This is a genomic window from Aquibium microcysteis, assembly GCF_014495845.1.
Classification (GTDB): Bacteria; Pseudomonadota; Alphaproteobacteria; order Rhizobiales; family Rhizobiaceae; genus Aquibium; species Aquibium microcysteis.
In genome coordinates, this window is record NZ_CP061080.1 from 5,504,682 (window position 1) to 5,526,288 (window position 21,607).

Annotated in this window: 22 protein-coding genes; 17 read left to right on the plus strand and 5 right to left on the minus strand. The window is 68.9% G+C overall.

Features of this window, described 5'->3' with window-relative positions; genetic code table 11:
• Positions 1 to 779 precede the first annotated feature (779 nt).
• From hutG to IAI54_RS25925, 5 genes are all read left to right on the plus strand, one after another.
• Positions 780 to 1,583 (plus strand): N-formylglutamate deformylase, encoded by an 804-nt coding sequence (hutG, locus tag IAI54_RS25910; protein ID WP_187969912.1) that lies wholly within the window; start codon positions 780 to 782, stop codon positions 1,581 to 1,583.
• The gene (gene hutU, locus IAI54_RS25915; protein WP_187969913.1) at positions 1,580 to 3,256 is read left to right on the plus strand and encodes a urocanate hydratase; all 1,677 of its coding nucleotides are present in this window, start codon (positions 1,580 to 1,582) and stop codon (positions 3,254 to 3,256) included. The genes hutG and hutU overlap by 4 nt, the downstream gene beginning before the upstream one ends.
• A 218-nt stretch (positions 3,257 to 3,474) precedes the next feature.
• Positions 3,475 to 3,852: a carboxymuconolactone decarboxylase family protein gene (locus IAI54_RS28850; protein ID WP_210321184.1), complete on the plus strand. Its 378-nt coding sequence runs from the start codon at positions 3,475 to 3,477 to the stop codon at positions 3,850 to 3,852.
• A 2-nt stretch (positions 3,853 to 3,854) separates the two neighbouring features.
• Positions 3,855 to 4,730 (plus strand): NAD(P)-dependent oxidoreductase, encoded by an 876-nt coding sequence (locus IAI54_RS25920; protein WP_210321185.1) that lies wholly within the window; start codon positions 3,855 to 3,857, stop codon positions 4,728 to 4,730.
• 142 nt (positions 4,731 to 4,872) lie between these two features.
• Entirely contained in the window at positions 4,873 to 5,238 is a 366-nt protein-coding gene (locus IAI54_RS25925; protein WP_187969915.1) for an ArsC family reductase, read from the plus strand.
• Positions 5,239 to 5,327: 89 nt separating this feature from the next.
• Here the strand turns inward: IAI54_RS25925 and IAI54_RS25930 are convergent, their stop codons facing one another.
• The 4 genes from IAI54_RS25930 to IAI54_RS25945 form a co-directional block, all read right to left on the minus strand.
• Positions 5,328 to 6,338 carry a nucleotidyltransferase family protein gene (locus IAI54_RS25930; protein WP_187969916.1) on the minus strand — a complete coding sequence of 337 codons (1,011 nt, stop codon included), beginning with the start codon at positions 6,336 to 6,338 and terminating at the stop codon, positions 5,328 to 5,330.
• Between the two features lie 78 nt (positions 6,339 to 6,416).
• Positions 6,417 to 6,650 carry a hypothetical protein gene (locus IAI54_RS25935; protein WP_187969917.1) on the minus strand — a complete coding sequence of 78 codons (234 nt, stop codon included), beginning with the start codon at positions 6,648 to 6,650 and terminating at the stop codon, positions 6,417 to 6,419.
• A gap of 226 nt (positions 6,651 to 6,876) precedes the next feature.
• Positions 6,877 to 8,133 (minus strand): aminopeptidase, encoded by a 1,257-nt coding sequence (locus tag IAI54_RS25940; protein ID WP_187969918.1) that lies wholly within the window; start codon positions 8,131 to 8,133, stop codon positions 6,877 to 6,879.
• A gap of 137 nt (positions 8,134 to 8,270) precedes the next feature.
• A complete protein-coding gene (locus tag IAI54_RS25945; RefSeq protein ID WP_187969919.1) occupies positions 8,271 to 9,188 on the minus strand; it encodes a LysR substrate-binding domain-containing protein in 918 nt (305 codons plus the stop codon).
• A 94-nt stretch (positions 9,189 to 9,282) separates the two neighbouring features.
• On the opposite strand from IAI54_RS25945, the gene IAI54_RS25950 reads away from it, so the two are divergent.
• The 4 genes from IAI54_RS25950 (at position 9,283) to sbmA (ending at position 13,990) form a co-directional block, all read left to right on the plus strand.
• On the plus strand, positions 9,283 to 9,510 hold the full coding sequence (locus tag IAI54_RS25950) for a hypothetical protein (protein WP_187969920.1): 228 nt from the start codon (positions 9,283 to 9,285) through the stop codon (positions 9,508 to 9,510).
• A gap of 202 nt (positions 9,511 to 9,712) precedes the next feature.
• Complete coding sequence (locus IAI54_RS25955; RefSeq protein WP_187969921.1) at positions 9,713 to 11,323, plus strand: BCCT family transporter; 1,611 nt, start codon at positions 9,713 to 9,715, stop codon at positions 11,321 to 11,323.
• A gap of 79 nt (positions 11,324 to 11,402) precedes the next feature.
• A complete protein-coding gene (locus tag IAI54_RS25960; protein WP_187969922.1) occupies positions 11,403 to 12,572 on the plus strand; it encodes a YbfB/YjiJ family MFS transporter in 1,170 nt (389 codons plus the stop codon).
• A 140-nt stretch (positions 12,573 to 12,712) separates the two neighbouring features.
• Complete coding sequence (gene sbmA / locus IAI54_RS25965; protein ID WP_187969923.1) at positions 12,713 to 13,990, plus strand: peptide antibiotic transporter SbmA; 1,278 nt, start codon at positions 12,713 to 12,715, stop codon at positions 13,988 to 13,990.
• A 21-nt stretch (positions 13,991 to 14,011) separates the two neighbouring features.
• Here sbmA and IAI54_RS25970 read toward each other — a convergent pair whose 3' ends face one another.
• Positions 14,012 to 14,986, minus strand: coding sequence for a polysaccharide deacetylase family protein (locus IAI54_RS25970; protein WP_187969924.1), 975 nt, complete (start codon positions 14,984 to 14,986; stop codon positions 14,012 to 14,014).
• Between the two features lie 140 nt (positions 14,987 to 15,126).
• On the opposite strand from IAI54_RS25970, the gene IAI54_RS25975 reads away from it, so the two are divergent.
• From IAI54_RS25975 to IAI54_RS26010, 8 genes are all read left to right on the plus strand, one after another.
• The gene (locus IAI54_RS25975; RefSeq protein ID WP_187969925.1) at positions 15,127 to 15,702 is read left to right on the plus strand and encodes an NnrU family protein; all 576 of its coding nucleotides are present in this window, start codon (positions 15,127 to 15,129) and stop codon (positions 15,700 to 15,702) included.
• 109 nt (positions 15,703 to 15,811) lie between these two features.
• Positions 15,812 to 16,477, plus strand: a complete 666-nt coding sequence (locus IAI54_RS25980) for a tetratricopeptide repeat protein (RefSeq protein WP_187969926.1) — start codon at positions 15,812 to 15,814, stop codon at positions 16,475 to 16,477.
• 9 nt (positions 16,478 to 16,486) lie between these two features.
• Entirely contained in the window at positions 16,487 to 17,923 is a 1,437-nt protein-coding gene (der, locus tag IAI54_RS25985; protein ID WP_187969927.1) for a ribosome biogenesis GTPase Der, read from the plus strand.
• 182 nt (positions 17,924 to 18,105) lie between these two features.
• On the plus strand, positions 18,106 to 19,236 hold the full coding sequence (locus IAI54_RS25990) for a cell wall hydrolase (protein ID WP_235679176.1): 1,131 nt from the start codon (positions 18,106 to 18,108) through the stop codon (positions 19,234 to 19,236).
• 214 nt (positions 19,237 to 19,450) lie between these two features.
• Positions 19,451 to 19,858 carry an AtpZ/AtpI family protein gene (locus IAI54_RS25995; protein ID WP_420838323.1) on the plus strand — a complete coding sequence of 136 codons (408 nt, stop codon included), beginning with the start codon at positions 19,451 to 19,453 and terminating at the stop codon, positions 19,856 to 19,858.
• Between the two features lie 39 nt (positions 19,859 to 19,897).
• Positions 19,898 to 20,650, plus strand: a complete 753-nt coding sequence (locus tag IAI54_RS26000) for a F0F1 ATP synthase subunit A (RefSeq protein WP_187969930.1) — start codon at positions 19,898 to 19,900, stop codon at positions 20,648 to 20,650.
• A 64-nt stretch (positions 20,651 to 20,714) separates the two neighbouring features.
• Positions 20,715 to 20,939 (plus strand): F0F1 ATP synthase subunit C, encoded by a 225-nt coding sequence (locus IAI54_RS26005; protein ID WP_187969931.1) that lies wholly within the window; start codon positions 20,715 to 20,717, stop codon positions 20,937 to 20,939.
• A gap of 74 nt (positions 20,940 to 21,013) precedes the next feature.
• On the plus strand, positions 21,014 to 21,601 hold the full coding sequence (locus IAI54_RS26010; RefSeq protein WP_187969932.1) for a F0F1 ATP synthase subunit B: 588 nt from the start codon (positions 21,014 to 21,016) through the stop codon (positions 21,599 to 21,601).
• Positions 21,602 to 21,607 lie beyond the last annotated feature (6 nt).

Below are 21,607 nucleotides of genomic sequence, written 5' to 3' on the forward strand. Positions count from 1 at the left end.
CCCCCAACCGTGGAACATTGGTGCGAGGCACCTCCCCCTGTTGGCCGTTGGTGCGAGGCACCCCCACCCCTTACCCCTCCCCTCAAGGGGGAGGGGGATTCTGCGGCGTCTCACGCCCCCCTCCCCCTTGAGGGGAGGGGTAAGGGGTGGGGGTCCCTCGCGCGATCCTCCATGGGTTGGGAGTCCCTCGCGCTGACTTCAGCAGGATGGGGCCGCCTGACGCAGTTTCCCGCTGAACGGACCCACAGACCAACCTCAAGGGGGAGGGGAGCGCCGGCGTCTCACGCCCCCCTCCCCCTTGAGGGGAGGGGTAAGGGGTGGGGGTCCCTCGCGCGATCCTCCATGGGTTGGGAGTCCCTCGCGCTGACTTCAGCAGGATGGGGCCGCCTGACGCAGTTTCCCGCTGAACGGACCCACAGACCAACCTCAAGGGGGAGGGGAGCGCCGGCGTCTCACGCCCCCCTCCCCCTTGAGGGGAGGGGTAAGGGGTGGGGGTGCCTCGCGCGATCCTCCATGGGTTGGGAGTCCCTCGCGCTGACTTCAGCAGGATGGGGCCGCCTGACGCAGTTTCCCGCTGAACGGACCCACAGACCAACCTCAAGGGGGAGGGGAGCGCCGGCGTCTCACGCCCCCCTCCCCCTTGAGGGGAGGGGTAAGGGGTGGGGGTGCCTCGCGCTGACCTCCGATGCGTCGGGTTGCCTCGCGCGATCTTCCGCAGGATGGGCGCCCCCCGCAAATCCGTGGACACATCCCGCCCAACCCCCGCGGAGCATCGCCCCATGACCCCCGTCGAAATCACCCGCGGCTCTTCCCCCGTCATCCTCGGCCTGCCGCACACCGGCACCCACGTGCCCGACGACGTCGCCGGCCGCCTCAACGACGAGGGCCGCAAGCTGCGCGACACCGACTGGCACGTCCACACGCTCTATGACGGCCTGCTGCCCGGCGCCACGACCGTGCGCGCGACGTTCCACCGCTACGTCATCGATGCCAACCGCGACCCGTCGGGGACCAGCCTCTATCCCGGCCAGACCACCACCGGCCTCATCCCTGTGATCGATTTCGACGCCAATCCGATCTGGCGCCCCGGCCAGGAGCCCGATGCCGCCGAGACCGCGCGCCGCGTCGCGCTCTTCCACCGGCCCTACCACGAAGCCCTTGCCGCCGAGATCGCGCGGGTGAGGGCGCTGCACGGCGTCGCCGTGCTCTACGACTGCCACTCGATCCGCCCGGTCATCCCGTACCTCTTCGACGGCGTGCTGCCCGATTTCAACGTCGGCACCGACAATGGCGTCACCTGTGATCCGCGCATCGAAGCCGCGACCGTCGGCGTCTGCCGGGCGGCGGAAGGCTACTCGTCGATCCTCAACGGCCGCTTCCGCGGCGGGTGGACGACGCGCCACTATGGCCGCCCGGCCGACGGCGTGCACGCCATCCAGATGGAGCTGACCCAGTCGACCCATCTCGCCGACCATGCCTTCGCCTATGATCCGCCCCGCGCCGCGCGCCTGCGCCCGCACCTCGCCGCGATCCTGTCCGCCATCGAATCCATCGCCTTCGACCTTGCCGGAGCCCGTCCATGACCGCCAACCCCCGCCATAATCTCCGCGAAGTGCGCAGCCCCCGCGGCACCGACCTCAGCGCCCGCAGCTGGCTCACCGAGGCGCCGCTCAGGATGCTGATGAACAATCTGGATCCGGACGTGGCCGAGAACCCCAACGAACTCGTCGTCTATGGCGGCATCGGCCGCGCCGCCCGCACCTGGGGCGATTTCGATGCGATCGTCGCCACGCTGAAGACGCTCGGGCCCGACGAGACGCTGCTCGTCCAGTCGGGCAAGCCGGTCGGCGTCTTCCGCACCCATGCCGATGCGCCGCGCGTGCTGATCGCCAATTCCAACCTCGTGCCGCACTGGGCCACCTGGGACCATTTCAACGAGCTGGATAAGAAGGGCCTGGCCATGTACGGCCAGATGACGGCCGGCTCGTGGATCTACATCGGCACGCAAGGGATCGTGCAGGGCACCTACGAGACCTTCGTCGAGGCCGGCCGCCAGCACTATGGCGGCAATCTGAAAGGTAAGTGGATACTGACCGCCGGGCTGGGCGGCATGGGCGGGGCGCAGCCGCTGGCGGCCGTCATGGCCGGCGCCTGCTGTCTCGCCGTCGAATGCGACGAGACCCGCATCGATTTCCGCCTGCGCACCCGCTACGTCGATGCCAAGGCGACCTCGCTCGACGAGGCGCTGGCCATGATCGACGCCTGGACCAGGGCCGGCGAGGCGAAGTCGGTCGGCCTGCTCGGCAATGCCGCCGAGATCGTGCCGGAGCTCTTCCGCCGCGGCGTGCGGCCCGACATGGTCACCGACCAGACCTCCGCGCATGATCCGCTCAACGGCTACCTGCCGAAGGGCTGGAGCATCGGCGAATGGAAGGCTGCGCGGGAAACCGATCCGAAGCGGGTCGAGGCCGCCGCCCGCGCCTCCATGCGCGCGCATGTCGAGGCCATGGTCGGCTTCTGGAACGCCGGCGTGCCGACGCTCGACTACGGCAACAACATCCGCCAGGTGGCGAAGGACGAGGGCTTCGAGAACGCCTTCGCCTTCCCGGGCTTCGTCCCGGCCTACATCCGCCCGCTCTTCTGCCGCGGCATCGGGCCGTTCCGTTGGGCGGCCCTGTCGGGCGACCCGGAGGACATCCACCGCACCGACGCCAGGGTGAAGGAGCTGCTGCCCGACAACCACCACCTCCACCGCTGGCTCGACATGGCGAAGGAGCGGATAGCCTTCCAGGGACTGCCCGCTCGCATCTGCTGGGTCGGCCTGGGCGACCGCCACCGCCTCGGCCTCGCCTTCAACGAGATGGTGGCGAAGGGCGAGCTGAAGGCGCCGGTCGTCATCGGCCGCGACCATCTCGATTCGGGCTCCGTCGCCTCGCCCAACCGCGAGACGGAGGCCATGAAGGACGGCTCCGACGCCGTCTCCGACTGGCCGCTGCTCAACGCGCTGCTCAACTGCGCCTCCGGCGCCACCTGGGTGTCGCTGCACCATGGCGGCGGCGTCGGCATGGGCTATTCGCAGCATTCCGGCATGGTCATCGTCGCCGACGGCACGGCCGACGCCGCCCGCCGCCTCGAGCGCGTGCTCTGGAACGACCCCGCCACCGGCGTCATGCGCCACGCCGACGCCGGCTACGACACGGCCCTCGATTGCGCCCGCGACCAGGGCCTGCGCCTCCCCGCCATCCTCGGCAACTGAGGAATACGGGGACAGTTTACTTAATTCGGATTGCGGACAGTCTTCCTGACGCAATGCCGTCTGCCCGAATTAAGTAAACTGTCCCCGCATTTCCGCCCTCCCGCCCCTCTGGTTCGCGCCGTCCGCGCAGCTGGCGCTTTCGGCTGCAACCCCATGATGTTAGGTCTTCCCCGAGACGCGATTCCGCCCCGGCATCGCGCCACGAATGGGAGGACACCATGACCACCACACCCGACGCACTCGGCCTCGAGCTGCGCCGCAAGATGTTCGGCTCAGCCGGCGCCGAGCAGCAGGTCGAGAGCGCCAGCGACTTCACGGCACCGATGCAGGACATCGTCACCCGCATCTGCTTCGGCGAGATCTGGCAGCGCCCCGGCCTCGCCACGCGCGAGCGCTCGATGGTGACGCTCGCCATGCTGGCCGCCCTCGGCAAGGAGCCGGAGCTCAAGGTCCACGTCCGCGGCGCCATCGCCAACGGCGTCACCAAGGAGGAGATCCGCGAGATCCTGATCCATTCCTTCCTCTATTGCGGCATCCCCGCCATGGTCGGCAGCCTGCGCGCCGCCGAGACCGTGCTGGCCGAGATCGGAGCCTGACCATGGAGCGCATCGGTTTCGTCGGCATCGGCAACATGGGCCGGCCGATGTCGGCCAATCTGGCGAAGGCGGGCTTCCCGCTGACGCTCTACGACGCCAGCCCGCAGGCTGCCCGCGCCCATGCGGCCACCATCGATGCCGCCGCGGCGGCCACGACCGCCGAGCTCGGCGCGGCCTGCGACATCGTCGTCACCATGCTGCCCACCGGCCGCATCGTGCGCGAGGTCCTGCTCGACGGCGGTCTCGCCGCCGCCCTGAAACCCGGGTCGCTGCTGATCGACATGAGCTCCTCCGACCCGATCGGCAGCCGCGACCTTGGCCCCGCGCTCGCCGAACACGGCGTCGGCTTCGTCGACGCCCCGGTCTCGGGCGCCGTGCCGCGGGCGATCGCCGGCACGCTCACCATCATGCTGGGCAGCGACGACCCGGCGCTGTCGGAGCGCGCCCGCCCGGTCCTGATGGCCATGGGCAACCGCGTCTTCGAGACCGGCTCGCTCGGCACCGGCCACGCCATGAAGGCGCTGAACAATTTCGTCGCCGCCGCCGGCTTCGCCGCCGTCGCCGAGGCCCTCGTCGTCGCCGGCCGCTTCGGACTCGATCCGAAAGTAGCGGTCGAGATCATGAACGTCTCGACCGGCCGCAACTTCTCCACCGAGAACGTCTTCGCCCAGCACGTGCTCTCGGGCGACTTCGCCACCGGCTTCGCGCTCGGCCTGCTCGCCAAGGACGTCGGCATCGCCGCCGATCTCGCCGACGCCATGGGCAAGCCGCTGCCGATCGTGGAGGAGACCAACCGCTGGTGGCAGGCCGCCCTCGACCGCCTCGGCGGCACCGTCGACCACTCCGCCGCCTTCAAGGCGTGGCAGGGGGAGGATTGAGCGCGAAGCAGGGGACAGTTTACTGAATTCGGGGCACGCCCGCACCCGCAAGCACCCCTGTGACCCGAATTCAGTAAACTGTCCCCGGGGTTTCCGCCACCGCTTCCGAAGGCCGCTCACCGCCACCCCAGGAGAACCGCCCATGCCCGTCACGATCTACGGCATCAGGAACTGCGACACCATGAAGAAGGCCCGCGCCTGGCTCGACGCGAACGGCATTGCTTACGCCTTTCACGACTACAAGACCGCCGGCCTCGACGAAGCCCGCCTCCAGTCCTGGATCGACGCCCTCGGCTGGGAACCGCTGCTGAACCGCGCCGGCACCACCTTCCGCACCCTCCCCGACGCCGACAAGGCCGACCTCGACGCGGACAAGGCCAGACGCCTGATGCTGGCGCAGCCGTCGATGGTCAGGCGCCCGGTACTCGACGTGGACGGGCGGCTGACGGTGGGGTTCAAGCCGGAGGTGTATGCGGGGGTTTTCGGGGGGAGGGCATCTGGCTGTTGACCGTCTCGACGGACCGCAATACGCCGCCGCTGCCGAAGAACCGAACAGTCGAGGATCTGCTTGCGCCGATCCGCACACGATGCTCGCCCCTACAGTTCCTCGAGCCTGACCCCCGTCCCCGCCATCCGCTTCAGCGAGTTCGCGATATGCTCGCGCCAGCGCGGGCCGACCGCCATCGCGGCTTCATAGGCCAGGCGCAGGTCGTCGGGCCGGTCTTGCGCCATCGCTTCGATCAGGAACGCCGCCTGCTCGCGGTCCTTGGCGGCTTTCAGGCTGCCCGCGCCGTCGCGCCGCCGGTCGGCGACGATCAGCTTGTGGATCGCATAGCGTTCCGGGCGCGGCACCTGCACCAGAATGCCGGACCGGTAGATGGCCGCGGCGCGGATCGGCTCGGCGATCAGGAAATTGAGATAGTTCAGCGCCTGCGCACTGACCCCGAGCGCCGGCAGGTCGCGGATGGTTTCCGCGCCGAAGGCGGGCGTGAGGAATTCCACCAGCTGACCGCTCCCGCCCTGCGCCCAGCGCCAGGTGCGGGTCGGGTCGAGTGCGGGGACGGGATCGAACTTCAGTGCCGAGAACGTTTCGGCCAGAGCTGGGTCGACCCGGTCCCCCAGGGCGATGCTGAGTTTCTCGAACTGGGCGATGTCGATGTCGCCGGTGTTGGCCATTCCGCCCAGCGGCAGGCGGATGCCGAGTTCGCCTTCGTAGAGGCGGAACGCATTGGTCCCGACGAGCGTCCCGCCCAGCCGGAACGTTCCCGCTTCCGCCAAGGCCGACAGGATGGAGCCGGTCGCCCGGTCGGTCGGCGTCATGCCCTCGGCCCGCAACAGCCGGACCAGCCGCGACCGCTCGGCCTGCCGCTCCTTCGCGGTCGCGCGCAGGGCCTCGATGCGGTCGATCCGCGCGCGCGTCTCGTCGCCATCCTCGCCGATGTAGATGAAGCGCATCTCCGATCCGACGCGCCGCGCGGCGTACCAGTAGGCCTTTTCGCCGCGCTGCTTCAGCGTCGGCTTGCCCTGGATCCCGGACACCGCGTCGTCGTTCAGCAGCCGCACCAGATCCGTGTAGGCGCTCGTCGCGATGCTGCTGAGCGGAACCATGCCTATCACTTTCGAATTTTGCTTGGCACAGTATGCCTATCAAAATCCGAGATTGCTAGGCACGGCCGAAAACCGTCCTCACTCCTTCGAAAACCCCACCTTCACCCCGCGCTGCCTGAAATACGCCTGCATCAGCTTGCGGCCCGAGCGGTTGCCCTGCGCGAGCTTCGCCGGGTCGAACACGGCCTCCTTCACGCCCTCGCGCGCCATCGCGGCCTTCAGCGTGGCGATATGGATGTCGAGGTCGACATTGTCGGCCTGCAGCGAGGCGTAGATGCGGTCGGTGGCCTCGGCCACGGTCGGTTCGGTCACGATGATGCTCCTTGATCGTTCGGGCCGCCGTTAGCACGGTTTCGGCCCGATCTGTAGCGGGCAGAACGAAGCGCCTTCCTCTCCCCCTTCCGGGGGGAGAGGTGGATCGGGCGAAGCCCGAGACGGTGAGGGGGCTGCGCCCGCAACCGTGGGGCGCTCCGTCGCAGAGGCGTGGTCCCGAACTCAGGTCCTCCGACCCACGGGCGGGAACGCTGCCCGCGCGCGCCTACACCCACTCGCCCTTGCGCATCACCGGTTCCACCGTCCCGTCCGCATGCACGCCGTCGACGTCGATCGCGCCGGAGCCGATCATCCAGTCGATATGAATAAAACTCTTGTTGCCGCCGGCGGCCGCGATCTGGTCCGGCGTCATCGCCGCGCCGTCGCGGAAGCATTTCGAGTAGCACTGGCCGAGCGCGATGTGGCTGGCTGCGTTCTCGTCGAACAGGGTGTTGTAGAACAGAAGCCCGCTCTGCGAGATCGGCGAGGAATGCGGCACCAGCGCCACTTCGCCGAGCCGCCGCGCGCCCTCGTCGGTGTCGAGCACCTTCTCCAGCACGTTCAGCCCCTTCGAGGCCTTCGCCTCGACGATCCGCCCGGCCTCGAAGCGCACGGAAATCTGGTCGATCAGCGTGCCCTGGTAGGAGAGCGGCTTGGTGCTCGACACGTGGCCGTCGACGCGCAGGGCGTGCGGCGTCGTGAACACCTCCTCGGTCGGGATGTTGGGGTTGCAGGTGATGCCGTTCTTCGCCGTCGAGGCGCCGCCATGCCATTCGTGGCCGTCGGCCAGCCCCACCGTCAGGTCGGTGCCCGGTCCGGTGAAGCGCAGCGCGGCGAAGGCCTTGCCGTTCAGCCACACGGTGCGCGTGCGCAGCGCCGCGTTGTGCGCGGCCCAGGCCGCCACCGGGTCGTCGCCGTTCACGCGCGAGGCGGAGAAGATCGCCTCGGCGAGCTTGGCCACCGCCACGTCCTCCTCGTCGCCCGGAAACATCACCTTCGCCCAGGACGGGTTGGGATAGGAGACGATGTTCCAGTTGATGTCGAAGCCGGCGATCTTCTCCAGCGCCGGCTGGTAGGCCATCGAATTGGCCTTGTTGGCGCGCGACACCTTCGCCGGATCCTGTTCGGCGAGCAGCATCGGGTTGTCGCCCGAGATCGCCAGCCGCGCAGCGTTGCTGGCGAACGCCTTGCCCATGCCCTCGTAGAGCCAGCCGGCGGCGCGGTCGAAGCTCTCTTCGCGGCCGTGGCGGAAGCGGGCGAGCGTCACCTCCTCGTCCGACAGGAACGGCGTGACGATGCCCGCGCCGGCCTCGTAGGCATGCGCGACGATGCGGCGCACCAGCGGCAGCGCGGCCACCGGCGCCGTCATCACCAGGTCCTGCCCCGGCTGCAGCTGCAGCCCCACCTTGACGGCCACCTCGGCCAGCCGGTCGAGCCGGACCGGGTCGATCGAGGCGGAAACGGCGCGCGGATGCGATGTCATGAAGAGGATCCTGTGCTGGCAAGTCGCTGACGGTTCGGCTGGAACATAGTCCGGCCGCGCGCCCGTTTCCACCGCCGCGGCGGTGCGGCCGCGACAGCGGCGCCGCCTTCCTTGACAGGGGAGGCGGCGCGGCGGGATCAGCCGCCTGGCAGCCGCGCATGCAGCGTCGCCGTCTGCGCCATCTCCTCCCGCACCCAGGCGATGAAGTCGCGCACCTTGCGCGGCGGCCGCGCGCCGGCGGCCGTGCAGATCCAGAAGCCGAAGCCCAGATCGGCGCGGATCGGCAGCGGCGCGGCCAGCCGCCCGTCGGAGAGCGCGTCGGCGCAGATCAGCTGCCAGGCGAGCGTGATGCCCTGGCCGGCGATCACCGTGTCGATGCACAGCAGCGGATCGTTGAGCCGCGCCCCCTGCAGCGGCCGCACGGGTGCGATGCCCGCCGCCTCGAAGAAGCGCTCCCAGGTCACCATGCGCGAGGAATCATCGTCGATCGAGGTCTCCCGGGCGAGATCGGCGACGCTCCGGATCCGGCCGGCCTTGGCCGCGGCCGCCACCACGAACACCTGCTGCGGCAGGATGAGCTCGGCCGCGACGCCCGGCCAGCGCCCGTCGCCCATGCGGATCGCCACGTCGACGTCGGAGCCGGCGAGGTCGACGAGCCGTTCCGTCGCATCCACCCGCACCAGCACGGTCGGATAACGGGCGAAATGCTGGCGCAGCCGCGGCACCAGCCATCGGGTCGCGAAGGAAGGCGCCACCGACACGACCAGCGTGTCTTCCGCCGTGTGGCGCAGCGTCCCCACCGCCGCGTCGAGTTCGCGAAAGCCGGCCGAGAGCCGCGCGGCGAAGGCCGCCCCGGCCTCCGTCGGCACGAGCCCCCGCGCCGTCCGCGCAAACAGCGCCCGCCCGACCTGCCGCTCGGTCCGGTTCACCTGCTGGCTCACCGCGCTGGCCGAGACGCCGAGTTCCTCGGCTGCGGCCTGCAGGGAGCCGGTCCGGGCTGCCGCTTCCACCGCCCGCAGGCCGTTCAGGTGTACCGTATTCAGGTTCCGGTTCAAGATTTTCTAAACCCGCCGCGTGAAGTTCTGGATCGCGATAAGCCACCTCACAAGCTAGAACGCAAGCATCTCCCGGATCGGCGGAGGCCCGCAGATGTTTCAGTTTTTCTCGATGGGGCGGCGCCTGGCGTCTCGCCTCCGCGCATGCGGCGCGGTCGGTGGCTGCACGCCCTCCTGCCAGGCGCCGGACCTCCTCGCCCACCCCGCCATCGCGCGCATGAGCGAGCGCGAACTGGCCGATCTTCCGTTCCCGCGCGACCCTGACGAAGCCCGCCCGCAGCGCTCGCCGCGCCCGCCGATCGCCTGCCACGGGGAGCGTTGAACCGTCCGGATGCTGTTTTTCCGCGCTTTCGGGCCGTTCGGTTTTGAACTGCGGCGGAAATTGGGCTAGACCGTCCCTTCGCCCCATCCGGGCGCCCCGGCGTGCCTCATGCCCCGCCTCGATCCGAGGTCCTCCCTTTTCGCCCGGATACCAGGATCCGTCGCGTCAGCGCACGGCTCGAAAAAAGAAGAAGGAGGCAGCGATGTCCGACCTTTCCGCCACCGATTCCCTTCCCGACGAGCACGGCCTCGAAGCCGGCCAGGACAACGTCCAGCTTCTCGGCCTCGACATCCACAATCCGGTGTTCCCCATCTCGGCCTGCACCATCATCCTCTTCGTCGTCGTCGCGCTCCTCTTCGGCGAGCAGGCGGCTGCGGTGCTCGGCGGGCTGCGCGACTGGCTCACCTCGACCTTCGACTGGCTCTTCATGCTGTCGGCCAATCTGTTCGTGCTCTTCTGCCTCGCGCTGGTGGTCTCGCCGCTGGGCAAGGTCCGCCTCGGCGGCCCCGATGCACGGGCGGACTATTCCTATGCCGGCTGGTTCGCCATGCTGTTCGCCGCCGGCATGGGCATCGGGCTCATGTTCTTCGGCGTGCTCGAACCGATGTACCACTTCAACAATCCGCCGCTCGGCATCGCGCCGCCCGTGGTAGACGGGGTGATCCAGGCCGACCGCGTCGCCGCCGCGCGCGAGGCCGGCATGGCCGCCACCATCTATCACTGGGGACTGCACCCCTGGGCCATCTATGCGGCGGTCGCGCTGTCGCTGGCGCTGGCGACCTACAACAAGGGCCTGCCGCTCTCCATGCGCTCGGCCTTCTATCCGATCTTCGGCGAGCGCATCCGCGGATGGACCGGCCATGTCATCGACACCATGGCGGTCTTCGCCACGCTGTTCGGTCTCGCCACCTCGCTCGGCTTTGGCGCCTCCCAGGCACTCGCCGGCCTCAACGACCTCTACGGCATCCCGAACACCGACTTCGCCAAGGTGATCCTCATCGCCGGCATCACCGGAATCGCGCTGGTTTCGGCGGTGGCCGGGCTCGACGCGGGCGTGAAGCGTCTGTCGGAGCTCAACATGATGCTCGCCGTGCTGCTGCTGGCCTTCGTCATCGTGCTCGGCCCGACGCTGGCCATCCTCTCCGGCTTCTTCACCAACACCTGGGACTACGTCACCGCGCTGCCCGAACTGTCGAACTGGATCGGCCGGGAGGACGACGCCTTCCTGCACGGCTGGACCACCTTCTACTGGGCCTGGTGGATTTCCTGGTCGCCCTTCGTGGGCATGTTCATCGCCCGCGTCTCGCGCGGCCGCACGGTCCGCGAGTTCATCACCTGCGTGCTGCTCATTCCCACGCTCGTCTCCATCCTGTGGATGACCACCTTCGGCGGCACGGCGCTCGACCAGTATCTCGTCGCCGGCTATGCGGGCGTGCAGCAAACGGTGATCGACTACGTGCCGGAACTGTCGCTCTACCGCATGCTCGAGCCGCTGCCGCTGGCCGGCCTCACCTCGCTCATCGGCATCGTCCTCGTCATCGTCTTCTTCGTCACCTCGTCGGATTCCGGCTCGCTGGTCATCGACACCATCACCGCGGGCGGGAAGGTCGATGCACCGGTGGCGCAGCGCGTCTTCTGGGCCTGCTTCGAGGGTCTGGTGGCGATCGTCCTGCTGCTCGGCGGCGGGCTGGCGGCCCTGCAGGCCAGCGCCATCGCGACCGGCTTCCCCTTCGCGCTCCTGCTGCTCCTGATGATGTACGCCACTTTCGTCGGTCTGCGCAGCGAGCCCCGCGGAGCGGCCGGAACCGCCTGACCGGGCGGGAGGCGCTGGTCCACCGGATTGGCGCTGCCTCCGCATTCCCAAGTCGCGGACGAGCCCATATGGTCCGTCCATGACGCCCGAGACCGCCGCGCCGCAACGCTACGCCATCGCCGGACTGATCGCCATGGCGGCGGCCATGGGCATCGGCCGCTTCGTCTACACGCCCATCCTGCCCGGCATGATGGAGGGGCTCTCCATGAGCGTCTCCGATGCCGGGCTGATCGCGTCGGCCAACTATCTCGGCTATCTCGTCGGCGCGCTTCTGGCGGCCGGCGGCTGGGCCCACGGGATGGACCGCCGGCTCATGCTGGCGGGCCTCTGCGTGAACTGCCTCCTTCTCGCCGTCATGGGTCTGTCGGACACCCTGCCGGCCTTCCTCGTGCTGCGCTTCCTCGCGGGCGTCGCCAGCGCCTTCGTCATGGTCTTCATGAGCTCGATCGTGTTCTCGCGGCTGGCCGCCGCCGGCCGCTCCGACCTCCAGGCGCTGCATTTCGGCGGCGTCGGCGGCGGCATCGCGCTGTCGGCCCTGCTCACGGCCAGCCTTCATCTGGCCGATGCCGGGTGGCGCGCGGCCTGGCTCGGTGCCGCGGTCGTCTCGCTCGTCGCCTTCTCGGTCGTCTATCTGATGGCCACGGGCGGTCCGGTGCAGGCCGGCGGCGCCGCGGCGGCCGTGCGCGAGCCGGCCCTGCCCAGGAGCCCGGCGCTGACCAGGCTCATCCTCGCCTACGGCTTCTTCGGCGCCGGCTACATCGTCACCGCAACCTTCCTCGTGGCGATCGTGCGCCAGGGCGGCCAGGCGCCGCTGTTCGAATCGACCGTCTGGCTGGTCACGGGGCTCGCCGCCGCGCCGTCGGTCTGGCTCTGGGGCAAGGTCGTGCGGCGCGTCGGCCTCACCGCCACCTTCGCGGTGGGGTGCCTGGTCGAAGCCGTCGGCGTGCTGGCCAGCGTCGCGATCCCCGGTCCGTCCGGGCCGGTCATCGGCGGAATCCTGCTCGGCGGGACCTTCGTGGCCATCACCGCCTACGGGCTCCAGGCCGGCCGCCGGCTCGCCCAGGCCGCGCCGCGCCGGGCGCTCGCCGTCATGACGGCCGCCTTCGGCACCGGCCAGATCCTCGGTCCGATCCTGGCGGGCTACGGCGCCGACTGGAGCGGCAGCTTCGCGGCGCCTTCCGTCGGCGCGGCGATCGTGCTCGTCGCCGCTGCCGTCATCGCCTGGGCGGGCGAGCGCCGGGCCGGCTGAGCCGCCACGCGCGCGGCGATTCCCACCAAACTGTAACTTGCGCCGCACGGAAAGACGGCTATCGATGGATGGCCACCGGTCGTCCGGGCGGTGGCATCCCTCCCTCCGGCCGCCGGACAGCCCATCCGAGGTTTTCCGCCGTGTTCGTTTCCTTCTTTCCGAAGCCGAAGCTGTTCTTTCTGTTCGCTCTGGGCTGGAGCGTGGTCCTCGTCCTGGTGTGGTTTGCAGGCGGCGAGCGGCTCGGCGAACTCCTCGGCGTCGCCCAGCCCGCGCCGGATGCGCCGCCGATCATCAGTCCCGCCCGTTTCCTCCAGCCGCATTTCCTCTGGTTCTACGGCTATTTCGCTGCTGGCATCCTCGTCTTCTACGCCGTCTGGCGCATCGTCGCGCCGCATCCATGGGAGCGCTGGTCGATCCTCGGCTCCGGCCTGATCGTCATCGTCACCCATTTCAACGTCCAGATCAGCGTTGCCCTGAACGAATGGCGCGGCGTCTTCTACGACATGGTGCAGCGCGCGCTGGGCACGCCAGGCTCGGTCTCGAGCGCCGATCTCTATCTCGGCGTCGCCCAGTTCCTGACGCTGGCGCTGGTCGGCATCACGGTCGCGGTGCTCAACGTCTTCTTCATCCGCCACTACATCTTCCGCTGGCGCACGGCCATGAACGACTTCTTCGTCTCGCACTGGGGGCGGCTGCGCAGCATCGAGGGCGCCTCGCAGCGCGTGCAGGAAGACACCATGCGGTTCTCCTCCACCATGCAGGGGCTCGGCGTCAGCCTGATCGACGCGATCATGACGCTGATCGCCTTCCTGCCCATCCTCTACGGCCTGTCGGCGAACGTCACCCATCTGCCCTTCATCGGCGAAATCCCGGCGCCCCTGATGACGGCGGCCATCGCCTGGGCGCTGTTCGGAACGCTGCTGCTCGCCGTCGTCGGCATCAGGCTGCCGGGCCTCGAGTTCAGGAACCAGCGCGTCGAGGCCGCCTTCCGCAAGGAACTGGTCTATGGCGAGGACGACCCGAACCGGGCCCAGCCGATCACCCTGTCGGAGCTGTTCGCCAACGTCCGCAAGAACTACTTCACCCTCTATGCGCACTACGTCTATTTCGACGTCGCCCGCTATCTCTATCTCCAGGCGGATGCCGTCTTCGCCACTTTCATCATGGTCCCGACCATCGCCGTCGGCACGATCACGCTGGGCGTCTTCCAGCAGACCGTCTCGGCCTTCACGCAGGTCACCAATTCGTTTCAGTACCTGGTGAGTTCCTGGCCGACGATCGTCGAGCTCCTCTCGGTCTACAAGCGCCTGCGCGCCTTCGAGGCCGTGCTGGAGGGCGGGGAACTGCCCGATATCGACCGCCGCTACCTCGAGCGCGAACAGGCGGGGGTCGCGCCGCAGGACCAGCCGGCGGCGTGATTTGCCGGCAGGCGGGCGCCGTCAGCCGTCGGCGCCCTCGCCGAGGCGGCGGTTCAGGTCCTCGTAGCTGATGCAGTCGACGTCGGGCATCACGCAGACCTCCTCGGCGAAGCGCTCCAGCGCGCGCCAGTAGGCGCCGCCGTTCATCAGCGTGAAGTGGTAGCCGATCTGCAGCGGGATGCGCCGGCCGTCGTGCTGCTCGTCGAAGGCCGCCTTGAAGGCCTTGTAGGCCCGCTCCGCGAACCGGCCGTCGCGGTCCTCGGTCTCCTCGGCGTTCGAATGGCGGGCGAACAGGTTGTAGTCCATGGCGATCACCGGCCGCGCGGCGGGTCCCTCCGGCACCATCGGCAGGGCGAAGCGGCGCAGGCCGTCCTGCATCGGGGCCGTCGCCGGACCCTTCGAGACGCCGCTCGCGTCGTAGTCCATGCCCGCCTCGCCCAGCGCCTGGAACAGGGCCTCGCTGGTCGACAGATAGGGCGCGCGAAAGCCGCGGATGTCGTCTTCGACCAAGGCCCGCCAGCCCTCCGGCTCGCCCTCGATGCCGTTGATCGCGTAGGCGTCGCGCACGATGCGGGTGAAGGCGGCGAACTCCGTCGTCCAGTCGGCCACGGACCAGTCCTTGCCGTCGAAATGGCCGCAGCCGTGGCTGGCGATCTCGTGGCCCTCCTGGCGCGCGGCCCAGATCTCGCCGAGCCGCTCGGCCACTTCCTCCGTCGAGCCGCCGAAGCCGACGTTCGAACGTCCCGGCCGGTGCGCCGGCCCCTGGTAGAGCGCGCGGTGCTCGGGCGACAGCAGGTAGACGCAGGACAGGAAATAGGTGAAGCGCGCCCCGGTCCGCTCGGCCAGCGCCCGGCTTCGCTTCCACTGCGCCACGTGCTGCGCCCCGTCGAAGGAGATGACCACCACCTGACGCGGCTCGGCCATGTCGGCCGCGGGGGCGGACGCCGTCGAGGCGAGCAGCGGAACGGACAGGAGGAGACGTCGGGTCAGGAGCATGCGCGGAGACGATTCGGGCGGCAGGGGAGGAGGTGGAGAGGTCGCCCGCAATTGTGGCGAGCATGCGATGGCGGAGGAATTGCAGTTCCAAACCCGGGACGGGCGCGATAGGTTCCGCCGCAGGCACCCTGGGGGCACCGATGGTCGTACTCGTTCTTGGACTGATCCTCTTTCTCGGCATCCACTCCGTCCGCATCGTCGCCCCCGGCTGGCGCGACGCCAGGGCGGCTTCGATGGGCAATGGCTGGCGGGGGCTCTATTCGGTCGTCTCGGCCGTCGGCCTCGTCCTCATCGTCTGGGGCTATGCGCTGGCCTGGCCGGAAAGCCCCGTCCTCTACGAGCCGCCGGTCTGGACGAAGCACCTCGCCGCCCTGCTGATGCTGTTTGCCCTGATCGCGCTCGCCGTCAGCCAGCTGCCCGGCGGCCGGCTGAAGAAGATGCTGAAGCATCCCATGCTGCTGTCGGTGAAGATCTGGGCCTTCGCCCATCTGCTCGCCAATGGCGAGCTCGCCTCGATCCTGCTGTTCGGCGGCTTCCTCGCCTGGGCGGTCGTCGACCGCATCTCGCTCAAGCGCCGCGGCGACATGGGCCCGGCCGTCGCCGGACCGGTGGTCTGGGACGTCGCGGCGGTCGCTCTCGGCGTCGTCCTCTACGTGCTCCTGGTCTCCGGTCTGCATCTGTGGCTCTTCGGCGCCGATCCGCTGGCGCGCGGCTGAAGGCGGATATTTGCCGGTTGGCCTTCCATACGCCCGATTTTCGGATAAAAGGCGCAGGAACGAGAGCCCCGTCCGCCGGACGGGCGACAGATTGACGGTACTGGGTTCGATGTCCGACGACAGTTTCATCCGCGAGGTCAACGAGGAGATTCGCCAGGATCAGGCGAAGGCGCTCTGGGACCGTTTCGGACCCATCGCCATAGCGCTGGCGCTCGTCGTCGTGCTGGCCACCGCCGCCTGGGTGGCCTGGGACTACTGGGCGACGAGCCGCGCCAACGCATCCGGCGACCGCTACTCGCAGGCGCTCGTGCTGGCCGGCCAGGACAAGCCGGACGAGGCGCTGGCCGCGCTGGAGGCGCTGCAGGCCGACGGCTACGGCGCCTATCCCGTCCTGGCCCGCATGCGCGCCGCGACCGTTCTCGACGCCAGGGGCGACAAGGCCGCCGCCGTCGCCGCCTTCGATGCCGTGGCCGCCGACGGTTCCGTCGACGCGCCGGTCCGCGACATGGCGCGCCTGCGCGCCGGCCTCATCCTGGTCGACAGCGGCTCCTATGCCGACGTCTCGTCGCGTGTCGAGACGCTGGCGGCCGACACCAACCCGCTGCGCCACTCCGCGCGCGAGGCGCTCGGCCTCTCCGCCTGGAAGGAAGGTCGCGGCAGCGACGCTCTGACCCTCTTCGAGCAGATCTCCGCCGACGAGCTCGCGCCGCGCAACCTGCGCGAACGCGCCACCCTGATGTCCGAACTGATCCGCGGTTCGGGCGATGCGTCCTAGCGCGGCACCATGACCTTCAAGATCGCGATCGTCGGCCGGCCCAACGTCGGCAAATCCACGCTTTTCAACCGGCTCGCCGGAAAGAAGCTCGCCCTGGTCGACGATACGCCCGGCGTCACGCGCGATCGCCGCATCCACGACGCCAAACTCTACGATCTGCGCTTCGAGGTCATCGACACCGCCGGTTTCGAGGAGGCCGCCGCCGCCACGCTCGAAGGCCGCATGCGGGCCCAGACCGAGCTCGCGGTCGCCGAGGCCGACCTGATCCTGTTCATGATGGACGCCAAGGCGGGGCTCACCCCCAACGACCGCGCCTTCGCCGACATCGTGCGCCGCGCCGGCAAGCCGGTCGTCCTCGTCGCCAACAAGGCGGAGGCGCGCGGCGCACAGGGCGGCATGCTGGAGAGCTGGGAACTCGGCCTCGGCGAGCCGATCCCGATCTCGGCCGAGCACGGCCAGGGCATGCCCGACCTGCGCGAGGCGATCGTCGCCGCCCTCGGCGAGGAGCGCGTCTTCCCGCCGGACGAGGAGGAGACGCCGGAACCCTCGGCGGCCGAAGCCCTCGTCGGCGAGGACATCGCCGATCCGGATGCCGAGGAAATCCCAGCCTACGATCCGACGAAGCCGCTCAGGATCGCCGTGATCGGCCGGCCCAATGCCGGCAAGTCGACGCTGATCAACGCGCTCGTCGGCGAGGAACGACTGCTCACCGGTCCCGAGGCCGGCATCACCCGCGATTCGATCTCGGTCGACTGGGAATGGCGCGGCCGCCGGATCAAGCTGTTCGACACCGCCGGCATGCGCCGCAAGTCGAAGGTGCAGGAGAAGCTCGAGCGCCTCTCGGTCGCCGACGGCCTCCGCGCCATCCGCTTCGCCGAGGTGGTCATCATCGTGCTGGACGCCACGATCCCCTTCGAGAAGCAGGACCTGCAGCTCGCCGACCTCGTCATCCGCGAGGGCAGGGCGGCCGTCATCGCCTTCAACAAGTGGGACCTGATCGACAATCCGCAGGAACTGCTGGCCGAACTGCGCGAGAAGACCGAGCGCCTGCTGCCGCAGGTGCGCGGCATCCGCGCCGTCACCGTCTCGGCCGAGACCGGGCGCGGCCTCGACCGGCTGATGGAGGCGATCGCCTCGACCCACGAGGTCTGGAACAGGCGCATCTCCACCGGCCGCCTCAACCGCTGGCTGGAGGGCGTGCTCGCGCACCACCCGCCCCCGGCGGTGGCCGGGCGCCGCCTCAAGATCAAGTATCTCACCCAGGTGAAGGCGCGGCCGCCGGGCTTCGTCATCTCCTGCTCGCGGCCGGACGCCATGCCGCAGTCCTATATCCGCTACCTGACGAACGGGCTGCGCGAGAGCTTCGAGATGCCCGGCGTTCCGATCCGCATCATGCTGCGCGCGCCCGAGAATCCCTATGCGGGCAAGGCCAGGCAGGCACGCTGAGCGCGACGTCCCCCTCCGGTGGACAACCGCCGGCATGCCACACTGCCGCCGTTAACCGTCCTTCAAGGTTAATGCAGCATTGTCACTCTCCATGTCGTTCGAGTGGCGTCCTGGAGAGTAACCCGGTGAAACCAGTATCCGAATCGCGGCGAGGCATCGCCCCGCCCCGCAAGTCTTCCTTGATGTCCGTTCTCCTCGTCGGCGCCGGCTTCCTCCTCGGCTTCCCGACCGTCGTCGCCTACCCGGACATGGCGAGCTACGTCGCCGGCACCGAGGCGCCCGCCGTCCGCTGGGGCGCGGTCCTGGAGAAGTCGGTCGCGGGTTCGGTCCATGCGGCCGAGATGCGCTTCGTCGATTCCACGGTCACAGGCGCCGTTTCGGGTTCGGGAATGAACGCCGAGGGCGTCGGTGCGGTCGCGTTCCGCACGAAGAACGGGTCCCCCGCCGAGACGCCCGACGAGGATCGTGTCAATCGCGCCGAGAAGCGCGGCCGTATCGTCAACGTCGCGCCCGTCGCGCCGCCGAAATCCTTCAATGCCGGTTCGGTCTTCAAGCGGACGTCGCTGCTGATCCACCCGACCATCGGCGGCGAGGAGGTCGTCATGGCCTTCGACCGCCCGAAGATCCTGGGCAAGGAGATCGACATCGCGGCCGCCTTCCACCCGCGCGTCGACCGCAAGCCGGATCCGGCGGTGCCGGCGATGCTGGCGAGCCTCGTCACCAACGACAAGCCCGACATCCTGGCCACCGCCTATGCGCCGGCCGCGCCCGACTACGCCGAGCTCTCGCCCTTCGCCACGCTCCTCAAGGGCGAGGCCGACCCCGACGAGGGCCGCTTCATTCCGCCGATGGGCGAGGGCGACCATGCCTGGATGAAGAAGCCGCTGCCGCCGGAGGTGTTCTCCGACGCCGAGCAGAAGTGCCTGACGGCCGGCGTCTACTTCGAGGCGCGCGGCGAGAACCTGAAGGGCCAGGCGGCCGTGGCGCAGGTCATCCTCAACCGTGTCCGCAACCCCGCCTATCCGGACAGCATCTGCGGCGTCGTCTATCAGAACGACCACTGGCGCAACCGCTGCCAGTTCTCCTTCGCCTGCGACGGCATCCGCGACCGTGTGGCGAGCCCCTCGCACTGGGCCATGGCCCGCGACGTGGCCATGGCCGTCACCGCCGGAAAGATCTTCATTCCCGAGGTCGGCTCCTCCACCCACTACCATGCCACCTACGTCCATCCGCGCTGGGCGGGCACCATGGAGAAGATGAAGAAGATCGGTCTCCACGTCTTCTACCGGACCCATGGCGGCGGCTGGAACTGAGCCCGCGGCCGCCCTTGCGGGTGCGGATTCGGCACATCGGCGGGCAAGAAGCGGGCGGACGTTCTGTCGCAGCCCGCTAATTCATTGAATTTCAATATCATTTCCCATGTGGAATGGGGACGTTCATCGGCTTGACTGCCCGGACGCCCCTCACTATGGTGCGCCCGACTTTGAAGCGGGCAGTCCGTGCAGGATTGACCGGGCAGGAGGTTGGATCGCCATGTCGAAGAGGCCAGGCGAGACCGGCGGAACCGGCCCCGGACAGGACGGCGAGGGAAATGCCCGGTCGGACGATCTCGAACGCAGGCGCAGGGAACTCGACGCGGCCTTGAAGGCGCGCCGCCCGGCGGTGAGCGGGAAGGAACCGTCCGCGACCGGCGGAATGGCCGGCGTCGGCAACGCCATGCGACTGTCCAGCGAGTTCATCGCTGGCATCGTGGTGGGTGCGGCGCTCGGATGGGCCGTCGACTACTATGCGGGAACCTCGCCCTTCGGGCTCGTGGTGTTCCTGCTGATCGGATTTGCCGCCGGTGTGGTGAACGCTCTGCGTTCGGCCGGCATGATGGCGGAATTCGGAGCCCGGAAGTCCGAAGGGGACGACCAGGGGTCCGGCAGGAAATAGGCGGCGCTGCGGCGCCCGAACGGCAAGGCGGGGTACACGGTGGCCAACGATCCTATCCACCAGTTCCAGATCCAGAATTGGGTGCCGATCGAGATCGGCGGCCTCGATTTCTCGTTCACCAACTCCTCGGCCTTCATGGTCGCGTCGGCGGTGGGCGCGGGTGCCTTCCTGTTCCTGTCGACCGCCAACCGCGGCCTGGTGCCGAGCCGCATGCAGTCGATCGCCGAGATCTCCTACGAGTTCGTCGCCAACATGCTGCGCGACGCGGCCGGCTCGCACGGCATGAAGTTCTTCCCCTTCGTCTTCTCGCTGTTCATGTTCGTGCTGTTCGCCAACCTGTTCGGCATGTTCCCCTACTTCTTCACCGTGACCAGCCACATCATCGTCACCTTCGCGCTGGCGATGCTCGTCATCGGCACGGTCATCGTCTACGGCTTCATGAAGCACGGCCTGGGCTTCCTGAAGCTCTTCGTGCCGAGCGGCGTGCCCGGCATGCTCGTTCCGCTCATCGTCGCGATCGAGGTGGTCTCGTTCCTCTCGCGGCCGATCAGCCTCTCGGTCCGTCTCTTCGCCAACATGCTGGCCGGTCACATCACGCTCAAGGTCTTCGCCGGATTCGTCGTGTCGATGAGTTCGATGGGCGCGCTCGGCATCGCCGGGTCCATCCTGCCGCTCGCCATGACGGTGGCGCTGACCGGTCTCGAATTCCTCGTCGCGTTCCTGCAGGCCTACGTCTTCGCGGTGCTGACCTGCATGTATCTCAACGACGCGCTCCACCCGGGCGGACACTGAGTTCCGGCGGCCTGCCGCCGCGGCAACCAAACCTCATCTCAAGGCTTCAACAAGGAGATCTTTCATGGAAGTAGAAGCAGCAAAGGCGCTCGGCGCCGGCATCGCCTGCCTCGGCATGGCGGGCACGGCGCTCGGCCTCGGCAACATCTTCGGCAGCTACCTCTCGGGCGCGCTGCGCAACCCGTCGGCCGCCGACAGCCAGTTCGGCCGTCTGGTGTTCGGCTTCGCCGTGACGGAAGCGCTCGGCATCTTCTCCCTTCTCATCGCGCTGCTCCTGCTCTTCACGTAAGATCCGGCGTCACGCACGAGCAGGGTCGTCCGGCCGCGGCAGTCGCGGCCGGCTGTATTTGACAGGATGCGCTGATGTTTGTTTCACCGGCATTCGCCCAGGAAGCCCCGGCCGGACATGCGGGGAGCGAGGTCGTCGAAGGCACGGAGGTCGCGGCCGACGCCCATGGCGGCGGCACGTTCCCGCCGTTCGAGACCCATACCTTCCCGTCCCAGATTCTGTGGCTGGCCATCACCTTCGGCCTGTTCTACGTCTTCCTCAAGCGCGTGGCTCTGCCGCGGCTGGCGGGCATCCTGGAGGTGCGGCGCGACCGCATCGCCGGCGACCTCGACCAGGCGGCCCGTCTCAAGCAGGAGGCGGACGAGGCCATCGCCGCCTACGAGCAGGGGCTGGCGGAAGCGCGCCGGAAGGCCGGCATGATCGGCCAGAAGGCGCGTGACGGGGCAAAGGCGGAAGCCGATGCCGAACGCAAGCGGATCGAGGCCGAGCTGGACACCAAGCTCGCGACCGCCGAGGCGCGCATCGCCGAGATCAAGGCTTCGGCCATGAAGGACGTCGGGGCGATCGCCGAGGAAACCGCGGGCGCCATCGTCCAGGCCCTGATCGGCGACAGCGTCGCCCAGGGCGATGTTTCGGCCGCCGTGCGCGCGGCTTCGGAATAGGAGAGC